Here is a 20,494-nt window from a genome sequence, read left to right on the forward strand (position 1 = left end):
CATGGAAATGCATGCCAGCCGTCCTCTTGCCGTGAGCCAGCAGCAAGCCTGGGAGGCGCTCAACGATCCGCAAACCTTGCAGCAATGCCTGGCCGGCTGCGAGAAGTTCGAGGATGCGGGCGATGGCTCCTATGCGGTGACCATGTCCGTGAAGATCGGTCCGGTATCGGCCAAGTTCAATGGCCGGGTCACGCTGTCAGACGTGCAGCCGCCCAAGAGCTACACGATTGCCTTTGAAGGGCAGGGCGGTGTGGCCGGCTTTGGCAAGGGCCAGGCCAAGGTGGATCTGATTCCCGTCGATGTACGGCACTGCGAGCTTCACTACGAGGTGCAGGCCCAGGTCGGCGGCAAGATTGCCCAGCTGGGCCAGCGCCTGATCGACGGCGCTGCCAAGAGCATGGCCGAGGATTTCTTTGCGCGCTTCGAAGCCTTGATGCAGCAGCGCCACCCGAGCGAGCAGTCCGAAGACGAATGCAGTGCGCAGGAGCCGGATACACGCTCCTGGGAACACGACGCGGCCTCCACCAGCTACGCCCCGCTGGACGCCACACCCTCGGCGCCGCCGCGCGAATCGTCTGGCATCCCGGTCTGGGCCTGGGGCCTGGGGGCTGTCATCGTGCTGGGCGCGCTCTGGCTGCTGAGTCGCTGACCAGCGCATGAATAAAAAGCCCCTGAGCCGAAGGCCAGGGGCTTGGTGGAGGTGGCTCAACCTTATTGAGGCTGGGCGTGGAAAGCCTTGTTGGCTATCTTCCAGCCCTGCTCGGTCTTGAGCAGCACAAAGTAGTCGGTGAAGGTCACGGCACCGTGGTAGAGCGTGACCTTGGCCATGGCGGCCGTGCCCACGATGTCCAGGGAGTCGATGACGCGGCGACGCGTAGCTTCGTCGGCAGCGGGCGTGTTCTTGAAGCGCTGGCAGTAGAAGTCCAGGTCCCAGGATGTCAGCGGGCCTTCGCGCACGGACTCCAGCCGGGCCGTGGGCATGAAGGCTGCGCGCATATGCTCGGCATTGTCTTCGGCATGGCCGCGCATATACAGCTCCAGCGGCACGCGCACGGCGGCTTCTTCGGGGTGATTGGTCAGGCGTTCGGTGGTCATATGGGTTTCTCCTTGGAGCCGGATTCCTTGCGCCGCATGGCGGACGCAGCAATGGCAGTGTCAGCCGCCAAGCATGAGGCCTGAAAACGCCGTCATTGCTGCGATGAAAGTCAGCACTGTTTAAGTCTCCGAGTGGGGAACTTCAGCAGGTAAACCCAAGGTAAAGGGGGGGTAAATGCTGGCAAAGCCGGCGCTGCCTGACCCGGGGCTTGATTGCAACTGGATACCATTGGCTCCAATTCAGGCTCGAAATTCCTGCGCTCAACCATGTCCAGCTCATCCCAATTGCACCCCAATCGTCATTCTTTACAGCAGGGCAAGGTCCGGCCCGCCTTGCTTGCCAGTGTGGCGCTCGCGCTGGCAGCCGCTGGCGGTGGCTATTGGTGGTATGCGCAAAAACAGGGTGCAAGCGGCGATACGTCTGCATCTGCAGCTCCCACACAGGCAGCGGGCGGGCCCGGTGCACGCGCAGGGCGCAATGGCCGCGCAGGGCCGGGCGGTCCCGGCGGCCCCGGCGGCATGAGTCAGGCTCAGCCGGTGAGCGTAGGTGTGGTGGAGCAGCGCGACATGCGCGTGCTCGTCAGCGCCATCGGCACCATGAATGCACGTGCCACGGCCGTGGTGCGCGCCAAGGTTTCGGGCGAGCTGATCAAGCTGAACTTCAAGGAAGGTGACGAGGTCAAGGCCGGCCAGTTGCTGGCCGAGATCGATCCGCGCAGTTTTGCGGCCTCGCTGGCGCAGGTGCAGGGCTCTCTGGCGCGCGACCAGGCCCAGCTCAAGAATGCGCAGCTCGATCTGCAGCGCTACAAGGAGCTGCAGGCCCAGGACTCGATTGCCCGCCAGCAGGTCGATACCCAGGCCGCGCTGGTGCGCCAGCTGCAGGGCACGGTGGCGGCCGATCAGGGCCAGGTCGATGCGGCCAAGCTGCAGCTGAGCTATACCAGGATCACGGCCCCCATCTCGGGCCGCCTCGGTCTGCGCCAGGCCGACCTCGGTAACGTGGTCAATCCTTCCGACGCCAACGGGCTGGTGACGATCTCTCAGATTCGCCCCATCGATGCCGTCTTCTCCATTCCCGAAACCCATGTCGGCACGCTGGCCCAGCAGCTGCGCGAGGGCAAGGTCATGCCCGTGGAGCTCTGGGACCGCGAGCAAAAGCAGATGCTGGCCAAGGGCCAGCTCAATGCGCTGGACAACACCATCGACACGACCACAGGCACCGTCAAAGCCAAGGCTTCGTTCGAGAATGCCGAGCGCAAGCTGTTCGCGAATCAGTTCGTCAACGTCAAGCTGCAGCTGCGCCAGATCGATCAGGCGCTGGTCGTGCCCGCGAATGCGGTGCAGAACAATTTTGTCTATCTGGTCAAGCCCGACAACACGGTCACCCAGCGCAAGATCACCGTGGGCGTGACGGACGGTGACTATGTCAGCGTGCGCGGCGAGCTGGAGCCCGGCGACAAGGTGGTGACCGATGGCATCGACCGCCTGCGCGAAGGCGCCCAGGTGACGGTGGTGGACTCCGAAAAGGTCAATAAGGTCGACCAGGCCGTGCAGGATGCGGCCAACCAGCCGCGCGGCATGATGCGTAACCTCAGTCCCGAGCAGCGTGAAAAAGTCGCCAAGATGACGCCCGAGGAACGCAAGGCGTTCTTTCAGAAGCTGCGCGCCGAGCGCGGTGCCAATGGCGGCAATGCGGGTCCCGGCCAGGGACCGCGTGGCACGGACGCCCGTGGCGATCAGCCGCGCGAGGCGCAGGGCAGTCCCTCCAAGCCGGAGCCCAAGGCCGACGCCAAGCCGGACGCCAAGCCTGCTGCTGCGAACGAGGGCAGGCCCCAGACCGGCGCAGAGCGTGGTGAAGGCGGTGAGGCGCGCACGGAAAGAGCCGAGGGCCGGGGTGACCGTCCCCAGCTGACTCCCGAGCAGCGCGCCAAGCTGGAGGCCCTGTCGCCCGAAGAGCGCCGCGCTTTCTTCCAGAAGCTGCGCGCCGAGCGCGAAGCCAATGGCCAGGCCGGTACGGCAGCCGGCGGCACGGGTCGCTGAGCACATAGCCAGAGCCTGCGGCCATCATGAATCTCTCGCGCCTCTTCATTCTCAGGCCCATCGCCACCAGCTTGCTGATGGTGGCGGTGCTGATCTCGGGCATTCTTGCCTACCGCCTGCTGCCCATCTCGGCCCTGCCCGAGGTGGATTACCCCACGATTCAGGTCACCACCCTCTACCCCGGGGCCAGCCCCGATGTGATGACCTCCAACGTCACGGCACCGCTGGAGCGCCAGTTCGGCCAGATGCCAGGGCTGGACCAGATGTCCTCGACCAGTTCGGGCGGCGCATCGGTGATCAGCCTGCGCTTTGCGCTCGATATGTCCATGGACGTGGCCGAGCAGCAGGTGCAGGCCGCCATCAACGCGGGCACCAATCTGCTGCCCAGCGACCTGCCCATGCCCCCGCTCTACAGCAAGGTCAACCCGGCCGATGCGCCGGTGCTGACGCTGGCCGTCAGCTCGCCTTCGTTGCCCGTCATCAGGATCAACGACCTGGTGGAGAACCGCCTCGCGCCCAAGCTCTCCCAGGTCAAGGGCGTGGGCCTGGTGGCCATTGCCGGTGCGCGCCGTCCGGCCGTGCGCATCCAGGCCAACCCGGCAGCGCTGGCCAGCTTCGGCATGACCCTGGATGATGTGCGCACCGCCATCTCTGCGGCCAACGTCAAGACCGCCAAGGGCAGCTTTGACGGCCCCAACCGCGCATCGACCATCGATGCCAACGACCAGATGCAGTCGGCGGCCGAGTACCGCAACCTGATCATCGCCTTCAAGAACGGCAACCCCGTGCGCCTTTCCGATGTGGCGCAGACCGTGGACGACGCCGAGAACACGCGCCTGGCCGCCTGGTCGGGCACGCTCGAGACCGGCTCCAAGTCGGCCGTGATCCTCAATATCCGCCGCCAGCCCGGCGCGAACGTGATCGACACCGTCGATGCCATCAAGAACCTGCTGCCCCAGCTCAAGGAGACTCTGCCCGCCTCCATCGACGTGCAGGTGCTGACCGACCGCACCGTGACCATTCGCGCCTCGGTCAAGGACATGCAGTTCGAGCTGGCCCTGGCCATCGCCCTGGTGGTGATGGTGATCTTCCTGTTCCTGCGCAGCGCATCGGCCACGCTGATTCCCAGCGTGGCGGTGCCGCTGTCGCTGGTAGGCACCTTCGGCGTCATGTATCTGGCGGGCTTTTCCATCAACAACCTCACGCTGATGGCCCTGACCATTGCCACGGGCTTTGTGGTGGACGATGCCATCGTGATGATCGAGAACATCGCCCGCTACGTGGAAAAGGGCGAGCCGCCCATGCAGGCCGCACTCAAGGGTGCCAAGCAGATCGGCTTCACCATCATCTCGCTGACCATCTCCCTGGTCGCGGTGCTGATTCCGCTGCTGTTCATGGGGGATGTGGTGGGGCGTCTGTTCCACGAATTCGCCATCACCATGACGGTGGCGATTCTGATCTCGGCCGTGGTTTCGCTTACGCTCACGCCCATGCTGTGCGCGCGCCTGCTGCGCCACCAGCCCGAGGGCGAGAAGAGCCCGGCGCAGTCCCGGGGCTTGGGCGCAGCCGTCGCACGCTTTTTCGACAAGGTGATTGGCGAATACGGCCGCATGCTGACCTGGGTGCTGGATCACAGCAAGCTGACCTGGCTGGTGTTCATCGCCACGCTGGTGGTCACGGTGCTGCTGTACTTCGTCGTGCCCAAGGGCTTTTTCCCAGAGCAGGATACGGGCACGATTGCCGCGACCACCGAGGCCGACCAGTCCATCTCCTTTGCCGCCATGGCCGAGCGCCAGCAGGCACTGGCCGAGCATTTGCTCAAGGACCCGGCCGTGGCCTCCATCTCCTCGTTCATCGGTGTGGATGGAACCAATACCACGCTCAATACCGGCCGCATCCAGATCGACCTCAAGCCCCATGCCCAGCGCGAGCGCCTGCCCGTGGTGCTCAAACGACTGGCCGAAGACTCCCGCGCCGTGCCCGGCATCCGCCTCTATGCCCAGCCCGTGCAGGATCTGACGATAGAGGACCGCCAGGCCCGCACCCAGTACCAGCTGCTGCTTTCCTCGCCGGACATGAACCAGCTCACGGCCAGCACCAGGACTCTGGTGGAGCGTCTGCAGCAACTGCCCCAGCTGCTTGATGTGAGCAGCGATCTGCAGAACCAGGGCCGCCAGGCCTATGTGCAGATCGACCGAGCCCAGGCCAGCCGCCTGGGCGTGACGGTCTCGTCGGTAGACTCGGCCCTCTACAATGCGTTCGGCCAGCGTCTGATCTCCACCATCTTCACGCAGTCCAACCAGTACCGCGTGGTGCTGGAGGTGGCGCCGCAGTTCAAGATCGGTCCCGAGGCCCTGCAGAACATCTATGCCGCTTCGAGCAACGGTGCGCCGGTGCCGCTGTCATCGATTGCCACGGTGAGCGAGCGCCCGATGGCGCTGGCCGTCAACCATGTGGGGCAGTTGCCGGCGGCCACCATTTCGTTCAACACCGCATCCGGCGTGTCGCTGGGTCATGCGGTGCAGGCAGCGCAAACCATCATTGCGCAGCTGCGCGACGAGGGGCAGATCCCGCTGTCCGTGGACACGCAGTTCCAGGGCGCGGCGCTGGCTTTCCAGGCCTCGCTCTCCAACACCCTGCTGCTGGTGCTGGCCGCCATCATCACCATGTACATCGTGCTGGGCGTGCTCTACGAGAGCACGATTCATCCGATCACGATTCTCTCCACCCTGCCGTCGGCGGGCGTGGGGGCGCTGCTGGCGCTGCTGGTGTCGGGGCTGGATCTGGACATCATCGCCATCATCGGCATCATCTTGCTGATCGGCATTGTCAAGAAGAACGCCATCATGATGATCGACTTCGCGCTGGACGCCCAGCGCGAGGAGGGCATGAATGCGCGCGACGCGATCTACCAGGCCTGTCTGCTGCGCTTCAGGCCGATTCTCATGACCACGCTGGCGGCCTTGCTGAGCGCGCTGCCCATGATGCTGGGAACGGGCGTGGGCAGCGAGCTGCGCCAGCCGCTGGGTGTGACCCTGGTGGGCGGTCTGCTGCTGAGCCAGCTGCTGACCCTGTTCACCACGCCGGTGATCTATCTGACCTTTGAAAACTGGGCCGAGGGCTGGCGCACCAGGCGTGGCCTGTCGGCCGTCAAGCATGTGCCGCACTCCGAGGCCGAAGTCATGGGCGAGGCAGGCGATGGCGGCCAGGACGGGGCGCGTCCATGAGCATCTCCACGCCCTTCATCTTCCGGCCCATTGCGACCATGCTGCTGACCATCGGCATGGCCCTGGTGGGCGCCGTGGCCTATTTCCAGCTGCCGGTGGCGCCGCTGCCGCAGGTGGACTATCCGACGATTTCGGTGACTGCCAGCCTGCCCGGCGCGGCACCGGACACCATGGCGGCCACCGTGGCCACGCCGCTGGAGCGCGCCCTGGGCGCGATTGCGGGCGTCAACGAGATGACCTCCAGCTCCAGCATGGGCAGCACGCGCATCACGCTGCAGTTCGATCTGACGCGCACGGTGGACAGCGCCGCCCACGATGTGCAGGCCGCCATCAATGCGGCGCGCACGCTGCTGCCTTCGGGCATGCCGGGCAATCCGACCTATCGCAAGGTCAACCCGGCCGACGCGCCCATCATGATTCTGGCGCTGACATCGGATTCGCTCACACGCGGCCAGATGTATGACGCGGCCTCCACGGTGCTGGCGCAGAAGCTGGCCCAGGTGGAAGGCGTGGGCCAGGCATCGATCAACGGCGGCGCGCTGCCGGCCGTGCGCGTGGAGCTGGACCCGGTGCGGCTGGCTGCCAACGGCGTATCGCTGGATGCGGTGCGCACGGCCATCACCGCCACCAATGCCAACCGCCCCCTTGGCGCCGTGGAACGCGAAGACCACTACTGGCAGGTGGCGACCAACGACCAGGCCCGCACCGCTGCCGAATACGCGCCCCTGGTGCTGCGCTGGAACAACGGCAACGCGGTGCGTCTGTCCGATGTGGCCGATGTCACCGACTCCGTGCAGGACATACGCAACTATGGCGTCATGAACGGCAAGCCCGCCGTGCTGCTGCAGGTGTTCAAGCAGCCCGACGCCAACATCCTGCAGGCCGTGGACAAGGTGCGCGCCATGTTGCCCCAGCTCAGGGCCTCCATCAATCCGGCCATCGATGTCACGGTGATCTCGGACCGCACGCCCACGCTGCGCGCCTCAGTCAAGGAGGTGCAGAACTCGCTCTTGATCTCGATAGCGCTGGTCATCATGGTGGTGTTCGTCTTTTTGCGCCGGGTGCGCGCCACGCTGATCCCGGCCGTGGCCGTGCCTGCCTCGCTGATGGGCACCTTCGGCGTCATGTATCTGTGCGGCTACACGCTGGACAATCTGTCGCTGATGGCGCTGACGGTGGCTGCAGGCTTTGTGGTGGACGATGCCGTCGTGGTGCTGGAGAACGTGATGCGCCACATGGAGCGCGGCAAGACCGCCATGCAGGCTGCCATAGAAGGCGCGCGCGAGATCGGCTTCACCGTCGTCTCCATGAGCCTGTCGCTGATTGCGGTGTTCGTGCCCATTTTGTTCATGGCCGGCATCGTGGGGCGGTTCTTTCGTGAATTTGCCGTGGTCATGTCGGCGGCGATTCTGGTCTCCATGATCATCTCGCTGACCACCACGCCCATGATGTGTGCGGCCTTGCTGCGCACGCCTGCCCAAGAGGAGCGCCGCCGCATTGAGCGCGCCCGCCGCCCGCAGCATCCGTTCATGCGCCGCTGGGATGCGTTCTGGCAGCGCGTCTCGCTGGCCATGGATCGCTTCGAGGTGCGCGTGACAGCGCTGTACCGCCGCACCCTGGCCTGGGGGTTGCGCCACCAGCCCGTGGTGCTGCTGAGTCTGGCAGCGGTCATCGGTCTCAACATCCATCTCTACCAGACCATCGACAAGGGCTTCATGCCCAGCGAGGACACAGGCCGCGTCATGGGCTTCATCCGTGCCGACCAGTCCACGTCCTTTCAGGCCATGGAGCGCCGCATCAAGCGTTTTCTCGATGTGGTGCAACAGGACCCGGCCGTGGAGTATGTGACCGGCTTCACCGGCGGCGGCCAGGCCAATGCGGCCAATATGTTCATGTCGCTCAAGCCCATGGCCGAGCGCAAGGTGTCCAGCGACGAGGTCATCAACCGCCTGCGAGAAAAGCTCAAGGACGAACCTGGCGCGCGGCTGTTCATGATGACCCAGAGCGATGTGCGCATCGGCGGGCGCCAGAGCATGTCCTCCTATCAGTACACGCTGCAGGCCGACGATACGGCCGAGCTGCGCCTGTGGGAGCCGCGCATCCGTCAGGTGCTGTCCACCCTGCCGGAGTTGACCGATGTCAACAGCGATGTGCAGGACAACGGCATGCAGACCAAGCTGGTCATAGACCGCGACCAGGCCACGCGCCTGGGCCTGACCGTGGCGCAGATCGACAACACGCTCAACGATGCCTTCGGTCAGCGTCAGGTGGGCGTGATCTACAACCCGCTCAACCAGTACCGCGTGGTGATGACGGCCTCGCCCCAGTATCTGCAGAGCCCGCAGACGCTGCATGGCTTCTTCTTCGTCAACAGTGCGGGCCAGCAGATTCCGCTGACCGCCTTTGCCAAGATCACCACCTCGACCACGCCGCTGTCCGTGCAGCACCAGAGCGGCACGCCGGCCAGCACCGTGAGCTACAACCTGGCGCCCAATGTCTCGCTGTCACAGGCCAATGACGCGATCCGCAATGCCATGCTGGAGCTGGGCGTGCCCGTATCCATTCGCGGCAGCTTCAGCGGCTCGGCCGGTGCCTTCCAGCAGGCGCTGGCGGGCCAGCCCCTGCTGATCCTCGCAGCCATCATCACCATCTATCTGGTGCTGGGCATCCTCTACGAGAACCTGGTCCATCCGCTGACGATTCTGTCCACGCTGCCCTCGGCCGGCGTGGGAGCGCTGCTGGCGCTGATGTGGTTCAAGACGGAGTTCTCGCTGATCGCCTTCATCGGCGTGATCCTGCTGATCGGACTGGTCAAGAAGAACGCCATCATGATGATCGACTTCGCGCTGGAGCGCGAGAAAGGCGGCCATGCCACGGCGGCCCAGGCCATCTATCGGGCCTGCCACCTGCGCCTGCGCCCCATTCTGATGACCACCATGGCGGCCCTGTTCGGCGCGCTGCCCCTGGCCCTGGGCCGGGGCGACGGTGCCGAGCTGCGCCAGCCCCTGGGCATTGCGATCGTGGGCGGCCTGCTGCTGAGCCAGTTGCTCACGCTCTACACCACGCCCGTGGTCTATGTGCTGCTGGACCGCGTGCGCCGCAGCGTGCTGCGCCTGTGGGCACGCCGTCCGGCCAGAAGGCGCGGCGGCCAGGCCTCTGCCATGGCTGAGGCGAAGTGAGATGAATATGCCCGCACAGTTTTTGAATCAAATCGGCTTCAACCCCAATCAGGGTAAGCGTAAGAAGCTCACTTTTATGAAGAATTCTCCCGGGGCGCTGCCCCGCTGGATGCCGCGTCTAATGCCGCCGACAGTGACGCTTTTTACGGCGCTGGCGCTGGTGGCCTGTTCCACCCAGCCCGTCTATCAGCCGCCCCGGCTCGATGTGCCGGCCCGGTTCAAGGAGGCCACGCCCGAGGCCGCGCAGTTCGGCGTCTGGCAGCCGGCGCAGAGTTCGGCGGCCAGCCCGGGCACCGCAGTGCCCGAGCAGTGGTGGACGGTATATGGCGACAGCACGCTGGATCAGCTGCAGCAAGCGGCAGCCGCAGGCAATCCCAGCGTGGAGCAGGCCGTGGCCCGTCTGCGCTCGGCCCAGGCCGCCGTTGCCAGCAGCCGCGCCGCGCAATTGCCCACGCTCGGCACCACGGGCAGCGGCTCGCGTGCCTTGACCGGCGGCGGCACCTACAGCAACACCAACGGCGAGAACGTGGCGCGCAGCGGCAGCATCAACAACACCTTCTCGCTGGGCCTGAACGCCAGCTGGGAGCTGGATCTCTGGGGCAAGCTCTCGGGCGCGGTGGACGCCAGCCGCGCTTCGGCCCAGGCCAGTGCCGACGATCTGGCTGCGGCCCGCCTCTCGGCCCAGGCATCGGTGGCCCAGACCTATTTCTCGCTGCGTGCCGCCGAGGCGCAGATGACGTATCTGCAGGAGAGCCTCCAGGCCTACGAGCAAAGCCTCAAGCTCACGCAGAATCGCTACCAGGCGGGCGTGGTGTCTTCGGCCGATGTGGCACAGGCCCAGTCCCAGTACAAGAGCACACAGGCCAGCCTGCTGGATGCCAGGATCACGCGCGCTCAGTACGAGCATGCGCTGGCGGCCTTGCTGGGCAAGGCTCCGGCCAATTTCAGCCTACCGGTGACCGGCCGCCTGCCGACGCCGCCTGCGGTGCCCGAGATGCTGGCATCCACCTTGCTGGAGAGGCGCCCCGACATCGCTGCCGCCGAGCGCCGCGTGGCCATGGCCAATGCGCAGATCGGCGTGGCGCGTGCGGCCTATTTCCCGTCGCTGACGCTGTCGGCATCGGCCGGCTACCGCAACTCCGTGCTCTCCGATCTGCTCAATGCGCCGAACCTGTTCTGGTCGCTGGGCCCGGCGCTGGCCATGAGTCTGTTTGACGGCGGCGCGCGTTCGGCGGCCGTGGAGTCGGCCCGTGCCACGCTGGACCTGAATGCCGCCACCTACAAGCAGACCGTGCTGACGGCGCTGCAGGAGGTGGAGGACAACCTGGTTGCCGCCGTCAATCTGGCTCAGGAGGAGCAGGTGCAGACCGAGGCCCTGGCCGCAGCGCAGAAGTCGCTGACCGTGGCCAACAACCAGTACCAGGCCGGCATCGTGGCCTATCTGAACGTGCTCTCGGCCCAGACGACGGTGCTCAGCGCCCAGAACAGCCTCAACAGCGTCAGAAACCGCAGGCTGACGGCCGTGAACACCTTGCTCAAGAATGTGGCAGGGCGCTGGGAGCCGCTGGATGCGGGGCTGCGCAAAGAGTGAGCGCGCCGTGCAGGCTTGTGGTCTGGGTTACAACCGTGGCTCTGTTGTTGTGAAGATCAAACCATGAGCATTGCTGTTTTCTACCTGCGCAATTCCGAGCCCGAGGGCCAGACACCGGTCTGGCAGCCGCAATGCCGGGCCTTCTGCGATGCGCAGATGAGCGAGGCGCTGGCCCTGTGCCAGCAGCTGCGCAAGGACGAGCGCCATGCCCATGTGGTGATTTCGTCGGAGCTGCGCGATATGGTCGGGCCTGTGGGCGTGTCTGCGGTCGAGGACGGCAAGACGCCCGACGGCGTGGACTATCAGTGGAGCAAGGCCGGGCGTGCCGGGGCCAGTCGCAGGAATGCGGCCGAGCCGCCCAGGCAGCGCCAGGATATGGATCGCTAGGCGGCCTGTACCTTGGCCAGATAGCCGGCCAGCAGCTGCATGCTGCCGCTCCAGCCCAGGTTCATGCTGGCGTGCGAGCTGTCGAACACTGCTTCTTCCACGGCACTGGCGTTGAGGGCGCGCCACTCCAGATGAATGCGCGTGCCGCCGGCTTCCTCGCTGAGTGTGGTGGTCGACAAGGTATAGAGCGGCCATTGCGGCGCCATCGGGTGGCGCGTGACGCCGCCGGCGGCATCGCTGAATTGCACCACGACGACCATGCGCTCGGGCGCTTTCAGCTCCCTGAAGCTCCATTTGCCCCACATGGCAGCCGCCTGGGGCATGGCCTCGGCACGCATGCCGTAATGAAAGCTGCCGCCTTCGCGTGCATCCACTTCGCATTGCGTCATCACCATGCCGGGCGGGCGCATCCACTGGCTCAGGTGCTCGCCTTTCGTGAAGGCCGCGTAGACCAGCTCGCGCGGAGCCTTGATGAATTGCTCGATGACAAATGGTGCAGAGAGTCGCTCGGTCATGAAATGCCTTTGCAAGTCGCGTCTGGGCTTTCATTGTGTACTGGATGCATCAGGCGCAGCGCTTGCAGGCCCCGACGTCAGGCCTCGATATCGAAGGCCTGGCGCAGTGCAGCGCCAAACTGCGAGGAGCCCGAAAGAGACAGGCTGACCGTGGTGCGGCCCGTGGCCGAGGCCTGCAGCTCCAGCCGGCCCGCGGTCTTGTCGAAGCGCGCGTTCAGGGGCTGGCCCTCGTCGTCCTGTGCCTGTAGATCGTAGTCCCAGTCATGGCCGTCCTCCACGGCGCCCTGGCGGCCCGCAAACTTGCGGCTGGCCCAGAGCAGCAGGGCTTCGATTTCGCCTGCCAGAGCGGGCACGCGCTCGGCCCTGACGCTGGCCATGGCGTCCCAGGTGCCCGTGCCTTCTTCATCTTCGCTGTAATCGAATTCCAGATAATCCAGAGCCATGGCATATTGCGCGCTATTGAGGGGACGCCATTGTGCCTGGGCCTTGCCGTGCGCAGGGCTGTGGGCTTTTTGGGCAGTAAACAGCCGTAAACCTATATTTACAAGGCGTTGTCAGCTATGAGTTCTGATATCGATGAAGATTGCGAATCTCCCTGCATGGTGCAGGCCCTGCAGGTGAGCTTTGGCTACCCCGGCCGCGTTGTGGCCCAGGAGGCCTCGCATTGCTGGCATGCCGGGCTGTGCCTGCTGCAAGGCGATGAGGGCACGGGCAAGACCAGCTGGCTCAAGGCATTGGCCGGGCAGTTGCCGCTGCGCATGGGCTTGCTGCACTATCCGTTCGCCGACAACGGCCGTCTGGCTGCCAGCTCCTGCTTCTGGCAGGACCCGCGCCAGCCGCTCAACGATGTCTACAGCCATATGCCGGTCCAAAGCTGGGTGGCGCTGCAGCGCACGCTGTATCCGCATTGGTCACAGCAGCAGTTCGAGCAGCATGTGCAGGGCTTCGGGCTGGAGCCGCATTTGCACAAGCCGCTGCTGGCCCTGTCGTCGGGCACCCAGCGCAAGCTGTGGATGGCAGCCGGCTGGGCCAGCGCCGCCGAGCTGGTACTGATCGACGAGCCGCTGGCGGCGCTGGACAAGCCCTCCGAGCGTTATGTGCAGCATGCGCTGGCTGCCATGGCGGCCGAGCTCAAGAACCCGGCGCGGCCCCGCAGCGTCATCGTCGCGCATTGGGATGCGATGCAGGGTGTGGACTGGGAGGATGTGATGGAGCTGGCTACATCGCCCTGAAGCGCGTGGCGTAGAGACGGCTGACGGCCAGCTTTTCGGGACGCTCGCGCAGCAGCAGGCTCAGGCGCCCGGACTCGTCACGCTGGGCGCTGGCAATGGCTTGCGCCCGCACCACGGTGCCGCGATGGATTTGCCAGAACTGCTGGGCGTCCAGTTGCGGCAGCAGATCCTTGAGCGGGGTGCGGATCAGATACTCCTGGCTGGCTGTCAGCACGCGCAGGTATTTGTCGGCGGCTTCGAGGTAGACGATGTCCTGCACCCTCACCATATGGATCTGGTTGCCGACGCTGGCCTGAATGATCTGCAGCGCGGCGGGGCCCTGCCCCAGCAGTTGCTGCTGCAGCCCGAGCAGCTGCTCGAGCTGACGGTGATTGTGCATGGCAAGGTCCGTGTCCTGCGCCGGCTGGCGTTGCTGCCACCACTGCTGCAGGCGCTGCACGGTCTGGCCGAGGCGCGCTGCCTGCACCGGCTTGAGCACATAGTCCATGGCGCAGGCCTCGAAGGCCGCCAGGGCGTACTGGTCGTAGGCGGTGACAAAGACAATCGCCGGCAGCGCTTGCTCCTCAGGCCAGGCATCGGCGATTTCGGCGGCGGCTTCCAGCCCCGTCTGGCCCGGCATGCGAATGTCCAGGAACAGCAGATCGGGCAGCCGCTCCAGCGCCTGCTGCACGGCGCTGATGCCGTCGGCCACCCTGGCTTCGATCTGCAGCTGGGGCCAGAGCTGGCCCAGCAACTGCTGCAAGGCCAAGGCCAGCAGCGGTTCGTCTTCGGCAATCAGGGCGCGCGGTGGGCGGGTGTTCATGGCTGGGGCTTCAGGGGTAATACGATGCAGGCCCGGGTTGCGCCTGCGCTATCGGCTCTCAACTCCAGGCTGGCAGCGCTGCCGTAGCGGCTGGCCAGGCGCTCCCGGATCTGCGCCAAGCCAAAGCCGGAGCCGGAGCCGGAGCCCGAAGGAGGCAGGCCTGAAGGCGCTGACAGGCCCTGGCCATTGTCCTGCACACTGAGCAGGAGCTGGCTCGCATCCTGCATGACGGCCTGCACGGCAATATGGCCGCCGGCCAGCTGGGGTTCGAGCCCATGGCGAATGCTGTTCTCCACCAGCGGCTGCAGCAGAAGCGGCGGCACGGGCAGTTCGGCCAGATCAGCGGGCAGCGTCAAGGAGTAGGTGAGCCTGTCGCCCATGCGGATCTGCATCAGGGCCAGATAGTCGGCTAGCAAGGCAAATTCGCTGGCAAGACTGTGGGTGCCGCTGCGCGAGCCGGCAAGCGTGGCGCGCAGGTAGGCAATCAGATGGTCGAGCATCTGTTCGGCACGCGGTGCATCGGTGGCGATCAGCACGCGCAGATTGGCCAGGGTGTTGAACAGCATATGCGGCTCCAGCTGGGCCTGCAGCAGGCTGAGCCGCGCTTGGGCGGCCTGGCGCTGGGCCTGCTCTGCCAGCATTTGCAGATGGCGCGATTTGCCCACCACATAAAAGCCCCAGGACATGGCAATGCTGGTCGCCAGGGTGATGGCAAACGGCAGCCATAGCGAGGGCCGGGCTGCGGCCGGCAGCTCGGGATGGAACTGCTGAACGTAGAGGAGCCCCAGCGGATTGCCCAGAACCATGCCTGCTGCAATCCCCAGCGGCACCAGGGCCATGCCGCGCATGCCGCGTGGCCAGGGAATGTCGTCGGACTCGCGCCAGCGCAGTCTGAGCAGATCGATGCTCAGCCAGCTGATCAGGCCGATGGCCAGCGAATAGGCAAGGTTGACATCCCACAGGCCCTGGCCGAGTGCCGTCAGGGCTGCCGCGATCAGCAGACAGGCCGCCACGGTGATGCCGGCATGGCGAAAGAGGGGCGCGAGCGCAAACATGGACATGACGGGCATGGTAGGTGATGGGGGCCTTGGCATCTAGCGCTTTTCGCTGCGCTGCAGCGTTTTCAGCTCGCGCTCCAGCAGTCGCTGAAAAAGCGGACTGCCGGGGGCCAGCAGCCAGACCACGGCGCCATGCATCAGCAGGCCCAGACCCCAGCCCAGAGCCGGGTAGACGGCCCAGTGCCGTCCCTGGCTCAGAGCCAGGGCCATCAGGCCCAGATTCACGGCGGCATAGACCGCAGCGTGGATATACCAGCCCAGCTTCATGCCGGCGCGGCGGCGTGCCTGCCGGTGCAGAGCGTCTTCAGAGATCGGGTTCATGTCTTTTCCTTGTAGTGCTTGGGATGAGGGCGGGTTTCAGGCCAATTGCTGCCACAGCAGATTGCCCAGCAGCCGGCCCGGAAGCAGCGTGAACAGTCCCGCGACGACGCAGCTGCCGAAGTACAGCTTGCGCATGACGCTGCGATGCTGGCCGATGCGTCGATGGGCCAGATGCCACAAAGACAGCGCCAGGCCTCCCAGCGTCACGGGGATCAGCAGATGAACGGGCGTGAAGCCTGCCCAGTTGGGCAGCTTGAAGTCGCGTATGAACAAGGCGGAGATGGCGGTGGCCAGCATGAGCAGCACAAAGCCATAGCCTGCGATTGTGTGCAGCCAGGGCAGCGCTCCGGCCGGGCGCCTGGCCCACAGGGCGATGGCTCCGGCAAGAGTGGCCGCGATGGCGGAACTCATGTGAAAGGCAATCAAGGGCGTGAGTTGCATGGCTGGCTCCAGGTGGTTGCACATGACTGTGCAAGCCGGACCTGCTGCCGACCAGCGCTTTGCGACGAAGTGAACAAACACGGGAGCCAGTTGCATCTTCACAGGTGTGAGTGGGGTACTGGTTGAAACTGTGCTCAATGCTTGGAGTCGCTGACCGCCAGCGTGGACTTCTGATGCGAGCTCTGTGGATCGTGGTTCATCGCTGGGTCGGCCTGTTTCTCGCGGCCTTCCTGGTCATGACCGGTCTGACGGGAGCAGTGCTCTCGTGGGATCATGAAATCGACGACTGGCTCAACGCCGACATGCGGCACACGCCGGGACGCGGCCCGCTGCAGACGCCGCTGCAACTGGCCCAGGCCGTGCAGGCAGCCGATGCGCGCGTCGAGATCTCCTATATGAGCCTGGGCCTGCGCGAGGGCGAGGCGGCTTCCTTTCTGGTGCGCCCGCTGCTGGACCAGGGCACGGGCAAGCCCCATGTGCTGGGCTACAACGCGGTGTTTGTGGACCCGGTGACGGGTCTCATCACCGGCCACCGCGACTCCAGGAGCCTGGCCCTGAGCTGGCGCAATCTCATGCCCTGGCTGCGCCATCTGCATGAAAGCCTGCTCAGCCCCACCATTGCGGGCAGCAACCGCTGTGGATCTGGGGCGTGATCGTCATCGTGGCCTTTACCTCGTTCTCGATCAATCTCTACCGCGAGGTGTTCTATCCCGTGATGAGCAAGGTCTCGACCACCACGCCCGGCCCCTACGAGACGCTCAGGCCGGCACCTTTGGGCAGCTTCATCGAACCGAAGATCGGCTTTGCCACGGCCAATCTGGTGGAAAAAACGCCGTGCCCGGCGAACGGCATCGGCGGCTGCCTCCGCCTGAAACCACAAAGCCACCTTGCGGTGGCTTTGTGCATTGCGCCGAAAATGGCGCTACCCGGCTCGATGACGCCGGGCCTGGCCTCCGCGCAGGAGAAGGTCGGCAAAGCGGCTCGGGCCGCTCAGTCCTTCTTCAGGCACTCGCTCATGAAGGCCTTGCGCTCGTCGCCCTTTTTGCCGGTCGCATCGGCGTTGCAGCTCTTCATGCGTTCCTGCTGGCGCTTTTTGCCGTCGGACAGGCAGGACTTCATGAACTCCTTGCGCTCATCGCCCTTCTTGCCGGTGGCTTCGGTGTTGCAGGTGCCCATCAACTGCTGCTGGGCGGTTTTGGGTTTGTCACCGGCAGCCATGCTCATGCTGCAGGCCAGGGACACGACAGCCAGGACCACAAATTTTTTCATGATGGTGTGATTTTTGAAAAAACGCCGACAACCGGCGCGTAGCTATTGCAGCACAAGCGCGTGACTTTGCCCATCATCACAAGCCATGTCTTGTAAAAGTTTGCGATTGTCTGTCGATTGGCGGGCGGAAAAGGTCTTGTGAGCGCGATCGGGAAAATGGCGAGCGGATAATGGACGGCTTTGCTTCAACCCTGCATCCAAAGGACGATTCGCGTGGATACTTTATTGCTGGTCAAGGCCGCCATCATGGGCATTGTGGAGGGGCTGACCGAGTTCTTGCCGATTTCCTCCACCGGCCACCTGATCCTGGCCGGTTCGCTGATGGGTTTTGTCGGTGGCAAGGCCAAGGTGTTTGAGATTGCGATCCAGACCGGGGCCATCTTTGCCGTGATGCTGGTGTACTGGCAGAAGATCCGGGACACGCTGGTGCAGCTGCCCAGCAGCCGCCAGGCGCAGAAGTTCGCGCTCAACGTCCTCATCGGCTTCTTGCCTGCCGTGGTGCTGGCGCTGCTGTTCGGCAAATATGTGCAGGAGCATCTGTTCACGCCGGTCATCGTGGCGACCACCTTCATCCTTGGCGGCTTCGTGATTCTCTGGGCCGAGAAGCGGCCCGCCGCCGCCACCCGCGTGCAGTCGGTGGACGATATGACGGCTCTCGATGCGCTCAAGGTCGGCCTGGTGCAGTGCTTTGCCCTGGTGCCCGGCACCAGCCGCAGCGGCTCCACCATCATCGGCGGCATGCTCATGGGCCTGTCGCGCAAGGCGGCCACCGACTTCTCGTTCTTCCTGGCCATGCCCACGCTGATCGGCGCGGGCGTCTACAGCCTCTACAAGGAGCGTGCGCTGCTGTCCATGGCGGATGTGCCGCTGTTTGCCGTGGGCCTGATCTTCTCGTTCATCAGCGCCTGGCTGTGCGTGCGCTGGCTGCTGCGCTTTATCTCCACCAACAGCTTTGTGCCGTTTGCCTGGTACCGCATCGTTTTCGGCGTCATCGTGCTGGTGACGGCCTATACCGGCATCGTGGACTGGCACCATTGAGTGCCTTGGCGCTGCCCGCAAAAAAGCCGCTTGCGTGATTGCAAGCGGCTTTTTTAATAGCTAACAGCGCTTGTTCTGATTGAATTTCAGATTGTTTTGATGCTGAAATCGTTATCTGTAAAGCGCAATAAGCTATTTATTTGTGAGTGCTTTGCGTAGATTTCTGCAGAATGGTCTGCTCCATATTGAGCAGCGAAGCCTCGATGGCGGCGGCTGTGGCCTCGGGCCGCTCCATGGGAAACAGATGGCCGCCGTCCAGCATCGTGATGCGCCCGCGGGTGATGCGCTGCGTCATCTCCATGCCCACCTGGCGCATCTCCACCGACGAGCGACCGCCGATGAAGGCCACCGGGCAGCGCACGGGGTGACGCCTGAGCTGGTTGTTGAGATTGCTGGGCAGGGTGTTGTAGATGGCGGTCTCCACCTCGCGCCTGAACAGCAGGCTGCGCTTGCCCTGGTCGTCCTCCAGACCGTGCTGCACATAGTCCTGCAGCACCTGCGGGTGCCACTGGGCAAATGCCTTCTTGCCGCGGAAATACTCCAGCGCCTCTTCGTTGCTGGCCCAGGTGGTGCGCCGGCGCTGGCTGATCTTGCCGGGGGAGACCGAGGCCACGATCTGCGTCTGCTTGGCCAGGCCCACGGCGTTCGCCTTCCAGCCGCCCAGCAGGGGCGAGTCGATGAGCAGCACGCCGCGCGCCAGATCGGGGCGTTTGGAAGCGGCCTGAAAACTCAGAATGCCGCCCAGCGAGTGGCCCGCCAGATAGACCGGCCGGCCGTGCCGCTCGACCTGCTGCTCGATGTATTCGATCAGCTCGTCCACCAGATGCGGCCAGTGGTTGGTGACCGGGCGCCGGGGGTCATGGCCGAAGCGCTGCACGCCGCCGGCGTCGATGCCGCGCTGGCGCAGCAGCGAAAACAGCAGGCGATAGGTGCCTATGGGAAAGCTGTTGGCATGCGCGAAGACCACGGGCAGGGTGTTCGTCGTGCTGGTGGTGGCTGTGGGCTGGGACATGGCGCGGGACGGGCTGGACAGGAAAAACGCCCCGAAGGGGCGTTGGATGTGTCGATCAGTTTAGCGCCTGGACAGGCCTGCCTGTCTTTGCATGCGCGCCTGCTCTTCTGCCGTCTGCAGGCGCTGGTATTCATCGGCCATGCTCAGGCCGGCCTGAGCCGGCACCACGGGCTGGCGCAGCGCGGCGGGCGGAATATTGCCTGCACCCAGGCCGTGGGCCGAGCGCTCTGCAACGGGTGCCCCCACTTTGATCAGCGGATGGGCGCGCGGGCTGTGAATGCGGATCGGCGTATCGGTCTGGCCGCCGTCCCAGGCCGGATCGTCGATGCTGTCGAAGACATGGCGCAGGCGCTCGCCCCAGCTGTCGTGCAGCATGCGCAGATAGGGGTTGTCGGCGTCCAGGCAGACAATGCGGTCGGTGGCGAAGCGGTTGTTCTCGTAGACGATCAGATCCAGCGGCAGGCCCACCGAGAGGTTGGACTTGAGCGTGCTGTCCATGGACACCAGCGCGCACTTGGCGGCTTCGTCCAGCGGGGTCTCGGAGGTGATGACGCGGTCCAGCACGGGCTTGCCGTACTTGGATTCGCCGATCTGGAAGTAGGGCGTCTCGCCCGTGGCCTCGATGAAGTTGCCCGCCGAATAGACCTGGAACAGGCGCATGCGCTCGCCCTGGATCTGGCCGCCAAAAATCATGGAGACATTGAAGTCCACCCCGGCGCGCTGCAGCGCCGTGGCCTCGCGCTCATGCACATGGCGCACGGCAGCGCCCAGCACGCGCGCGGCATCGAACATGCTGCGCACATTCCAGATGGTCAGCATCTCGTCCGTGGTCGTGTCGTGCAGCTGAAAGCTCTCCAGCAGCTCGCGCACCGACTGGGTGATGGACAGATTGCCGGCCGACTGCAGCACCATGAAGCGCTCGCCCGGTTGCTCATACAGCATGACCTTGCGGAAGGTGCTGATCTGGTCGAGTCCGGCATTGGTGCGGGAGTCGGACAGAAACACCAGGCCGGCGTTGAGCTTGAGGGCGACGCAGTATGTCATGGGTGATAGAGACAATAATGAAAAACGTATGAACACCAGATGCAGCAAGCGTCGAGTGCTTCTGAATGTATAGCTGTAAACGCAGGCTGCAACGCGATTTTAGAAGGGTTTTAATAGTGCCGTTGGCGGCCCTGTAACTGTTGCCAATGCCCTGCCCAGGCACGGCTGCGGGGCCTGGCTGAGGAAGTCCCTGAGCTGCACGCCCAGGATGCGTGAGAAGATGCCGCCCCTTGATGGAACACT

18 protein-coding genes and 1 pseudogene are annotated in these 20,494 nt (G+C 64.8%); 9 read left to right on the forward strand and 10 right to left on the reverse strand.

What is annotated here, in order from left to right:
* Position 1: 1 nt before the first annotated feature.
* Positions 2-649 carry a CoxG family protein gene (locus QYQ99_RS19860; RefSeq protein ID WP_302089675.1) on the forward strand — a complete coding sequence of 216 codons (648 nt, stop codon included), beginning with the start codon at positions 2-4 and terminating at the stop codon, positions 647-649.
* Positions 650-711: 62 nt separating this feature from the next.
* On the opposite strand, the gene QYQ99_RS19865 is transcribed toward QYQ99_RS19860, so the two are convergent.
* Entirely contained in the window at positions 712-1,095 is a 384-nt protein-coding gene (locus QYQ99_RS19865) for a nuclear transport factor 2 family protein (RefSeq protein ID WP_003069196.1), read from the reverse strand.
* Positions 1,096-1,362: 267 nt separating this feature from the next.
* On the opposite strand from QYQ99_RS19865, the gene QYQ99_RS19870 reads away from it, so the two are divergent.
* From QYQ99_RS19870 to QYQ99_RS19890, 5 genes are all read left to right on the forward strand, one after another.
* Positions 1,363-3,135 (forward strand): MdtA/MuxA family multidrug efflux RND transporter periplasmic adaptor subunit, encoded by a 1,773-nt coding sequence (locus QYQ99_RS19870; RefSeq protein ID WP_302089676.1) that lies wholly within the window; start codon positions 1,363-1,365, stop codon positions 3,133-3,135.
* Positions 3,136-3,161: 26 nt separating this feature from the next.
* Positions 3,162-6,362: an MdtB/MuxB family multidrug efflux RND transporter permease subunit gene (locus QYQ99_RS19875; RefSeq protein WP_302089677.1), complete on the forward strand. Its 3,201-nt coding sequence runs from the start codon at positions 3,162-3,164 to the stop codon at positions 6,360-6,362.
* Complete coding sequence (locus QYQ99_RS19880; protein ID WP_302089678.1) at positions 6,359-9,541, forward strand: efflux RND transporter permease subunit; 3,183 nt, start codon at positions 6,359-6,361, stop codon at positions 9,539-9,541. The genes QYQ99_RS19875 and QYQ99_RS19880 overlap by 4 nt, the downstream gene beginning before the upstream one ends.
* A gap of 1 nt (position 9,542) precedes the next feature.
* Positions 9,543-11,132: an efflux transporter outer membrane subunit gene (locus tag QYQ99_RS19885; protein ID WP_302089679.1), complete on the forward strand. Its 1,590-nt coding sequence runs from the start codon at positions 9,543-9,545 to the stop codon at positions 11,130-11,132.
* A gap of 63 nt (positions 11,133-11,195) precedes the next feature.
* Positions 11,196-11,519, forward strand: a complete 324-nt coding sequence (locus QYQ99_RS19890; protein WP_302089680.1) for a hypothetical protein — start codon at positions 11,196-11,198, stop codon at positions 11,517-11,519.
* Here QYQ99_RS19890 and QYQ99_RS19895 read toward each other — a convergent pair.
* Together QYQ99_RS19895 and QYQ99_RS19900 are read right to left on the reverse strand one after the other, a co-directional pair.
* Complete coding sequence (locus QYQ99_RS19895; protein WP_302089681.1) at positions 11,516-12,034, reverse strand: SRPBCC family protein; 519 nt, start codon at positions 12,032-12,034, stop codon at positions 11,516-11,518. The genes QYQ99_RS19890 and QYQ99_RS19895 overlap by 4 nt on opposite strands.
* Positions 12,035-12,111: 77 nt before the next feature.
* Entirely contained in the window at positions 12,112-12,477 is a 366-nt protein-coding gene (locus tag QYQ99_RS19900; RefSeq protein WP_302089682.1) for a hypothetical protein, read from the reverse strand.
* A 117-nt stretch (positions 12,478-12,594) separates the two neighbouring features.
* Here QYQ99_RS19900 and QYQ99_RS19905 point away from each other — a divergent pair, with 117 nt between their 5' ends.
* Positions 12,595-13,266 carry an ABC transporter ATP-binding protein gene (locus QYQ99_RS19905; RefSeq protein WP_302089683.1) on the forward strand — a complete coding sequence of 224 codons (672 nt, stop codon included), beginning with the start codon at positions 12,595-12,597 and terminating at the stop codon, positions 13,264-13,266.
* Here QYQ99_RS19905 and QYQ99_RS19910 read toward each other — a convergent pair.
* From QYQ99_RS19910 to QYQ99_RS19925, 4 genes are read right to left on the reverse strand one after another with little or no spacing between them, the layout of a single operon-like run.
* Complete coding sequence (locus QYQ99_RS19910; RefSeq protein WP_302089684.1) at positions 13,253-14,068, reverse strand: LytR/AlgR family response regulator transcription factor; 816 nt, start codon at positions 14,066-14,068, stop codon at positions 13,253-13,255. The genes QYQ99_RS19905 and QYQ99_RS19910 overlap by 14 nt on opposite strands.
* The gene (locus QYQ99_RS19915; RefSeq protein WP_302089685.1) at positions 14,065-15,138 is read right to left on the reverse strand and encodes a sensor histidine kinase; all 1,074 of its coding nucleotides are present in this window, start codon (positions 15,136-15,138) and stop codon (positions 14,065-14,067) included. Before QYQ99_RS19915 ends, QYQ99_RS19910 begins: the two co-directional genes overlap by 4 nt.
* Positions 15,139-15,162: 24 nt before the next feature.
* Positions 15,163-15,447, reverse strand: a complete 285-nt coding sequence (locus QYQ99_RS19920) for a 2TM domain-containing protein (protein WP_302089686.1) — start codon at positions 15,445-15,447, stop codon at positions 15,163-15,165.
* 36 nt (positions 15,448-15,483) lie between these two features.
* Positions 15,484-15,888, reverse strand: a complete 405-nt coding sequence (locus QYQ99_RS19925) for a DUF2306 domain-containing protein (protein WP_302089687.1) — start codon at positions 15,886-15,888, stop codon at positions 15,484-15,486.
* A 173-nt stretch (positions 15,889-16,061) separates the two neighbouring features.
* On the opposite strand from QYQ99_RS19925, the pseudogene QYQ99_RS19930 reads away from it, so the two are divergent.
* A pseudogene (locus QYQ99_RS19930) lies at positions 16,062-16,702 on the forward strand (PepSY-associated TM helix domain-containing protein); the annotation flags it as partial.
* A gap of 176 nt (positions 16,703-16,878) precedes the next feature.
* Here QYQ99_RS19930 and QYQ99_RS19935 read toward each other — a convergent pair.
* Complete coding sequence (locus QYQ99_RS19935) at positions 16,879-17,157, reverse strand: PsiF family protein (protein ID WP_034369070.1); 279 nt, start codon at positions 17,155-17,157, stop codon at positions 16,879-16,881.
* 213 nt (positions 17,158-17,370) lie between these two features.
* On the opposite strand from QYQ99_RS19935, the gene QYQ99_RS19940 reads away from it, so the two are divergent.
* Entirely contained in the window at positions 17,371-18,195 is an 825-nt protein-coding gene (locus QYQ99_RS19940; protein ID WP_302089688.1) for an undecaprenyl-diphosphate phosphatase, read from the forward strand.
* A gap of 136 nt (positions 18,196-18,331) precedes the next feature.
* On the opposite strand, the gene QYQ99_RS19945 is transcribed toward QYQ99_RS19940, so the two are convergent.
* Entirely contained in the window at positions 18,332-19,207 is an 876-nt protein-coding gene (locus tag QYQ99_RS19945; protein WP_302089689.1) for an alpha/beta hydrolase, read from the reverse strand.
* A 60-nt stretch (positions 19,208-19,267) separates the two neighbouring features.
* Positions 19,268-20,251 carry a proteasome-type protease gene (locus QYQ99_RS19950; RefSeq protein WP_302089690.1) on the reverse strand — a complete coding sequence of 328 codons (984 nt, stop codon included), beginning with the start codon at positions 20,249-20,251 and terminating at the stop codon, positions 19,268-19,270.
* Positions 20,252-20,494: the final 243 nt, after the last annotated feature.

The sequence above is a fragment of the Comamonas testosteroni genome (assembly GCF_030505195.1).
Classification (GTDB): Bacteria; Pseudomonadota; Gammaproteobacteria; order Burkholderiales; family Burkholderiaceae_C; genus Comamonas; species Comamonas testosteroni_G.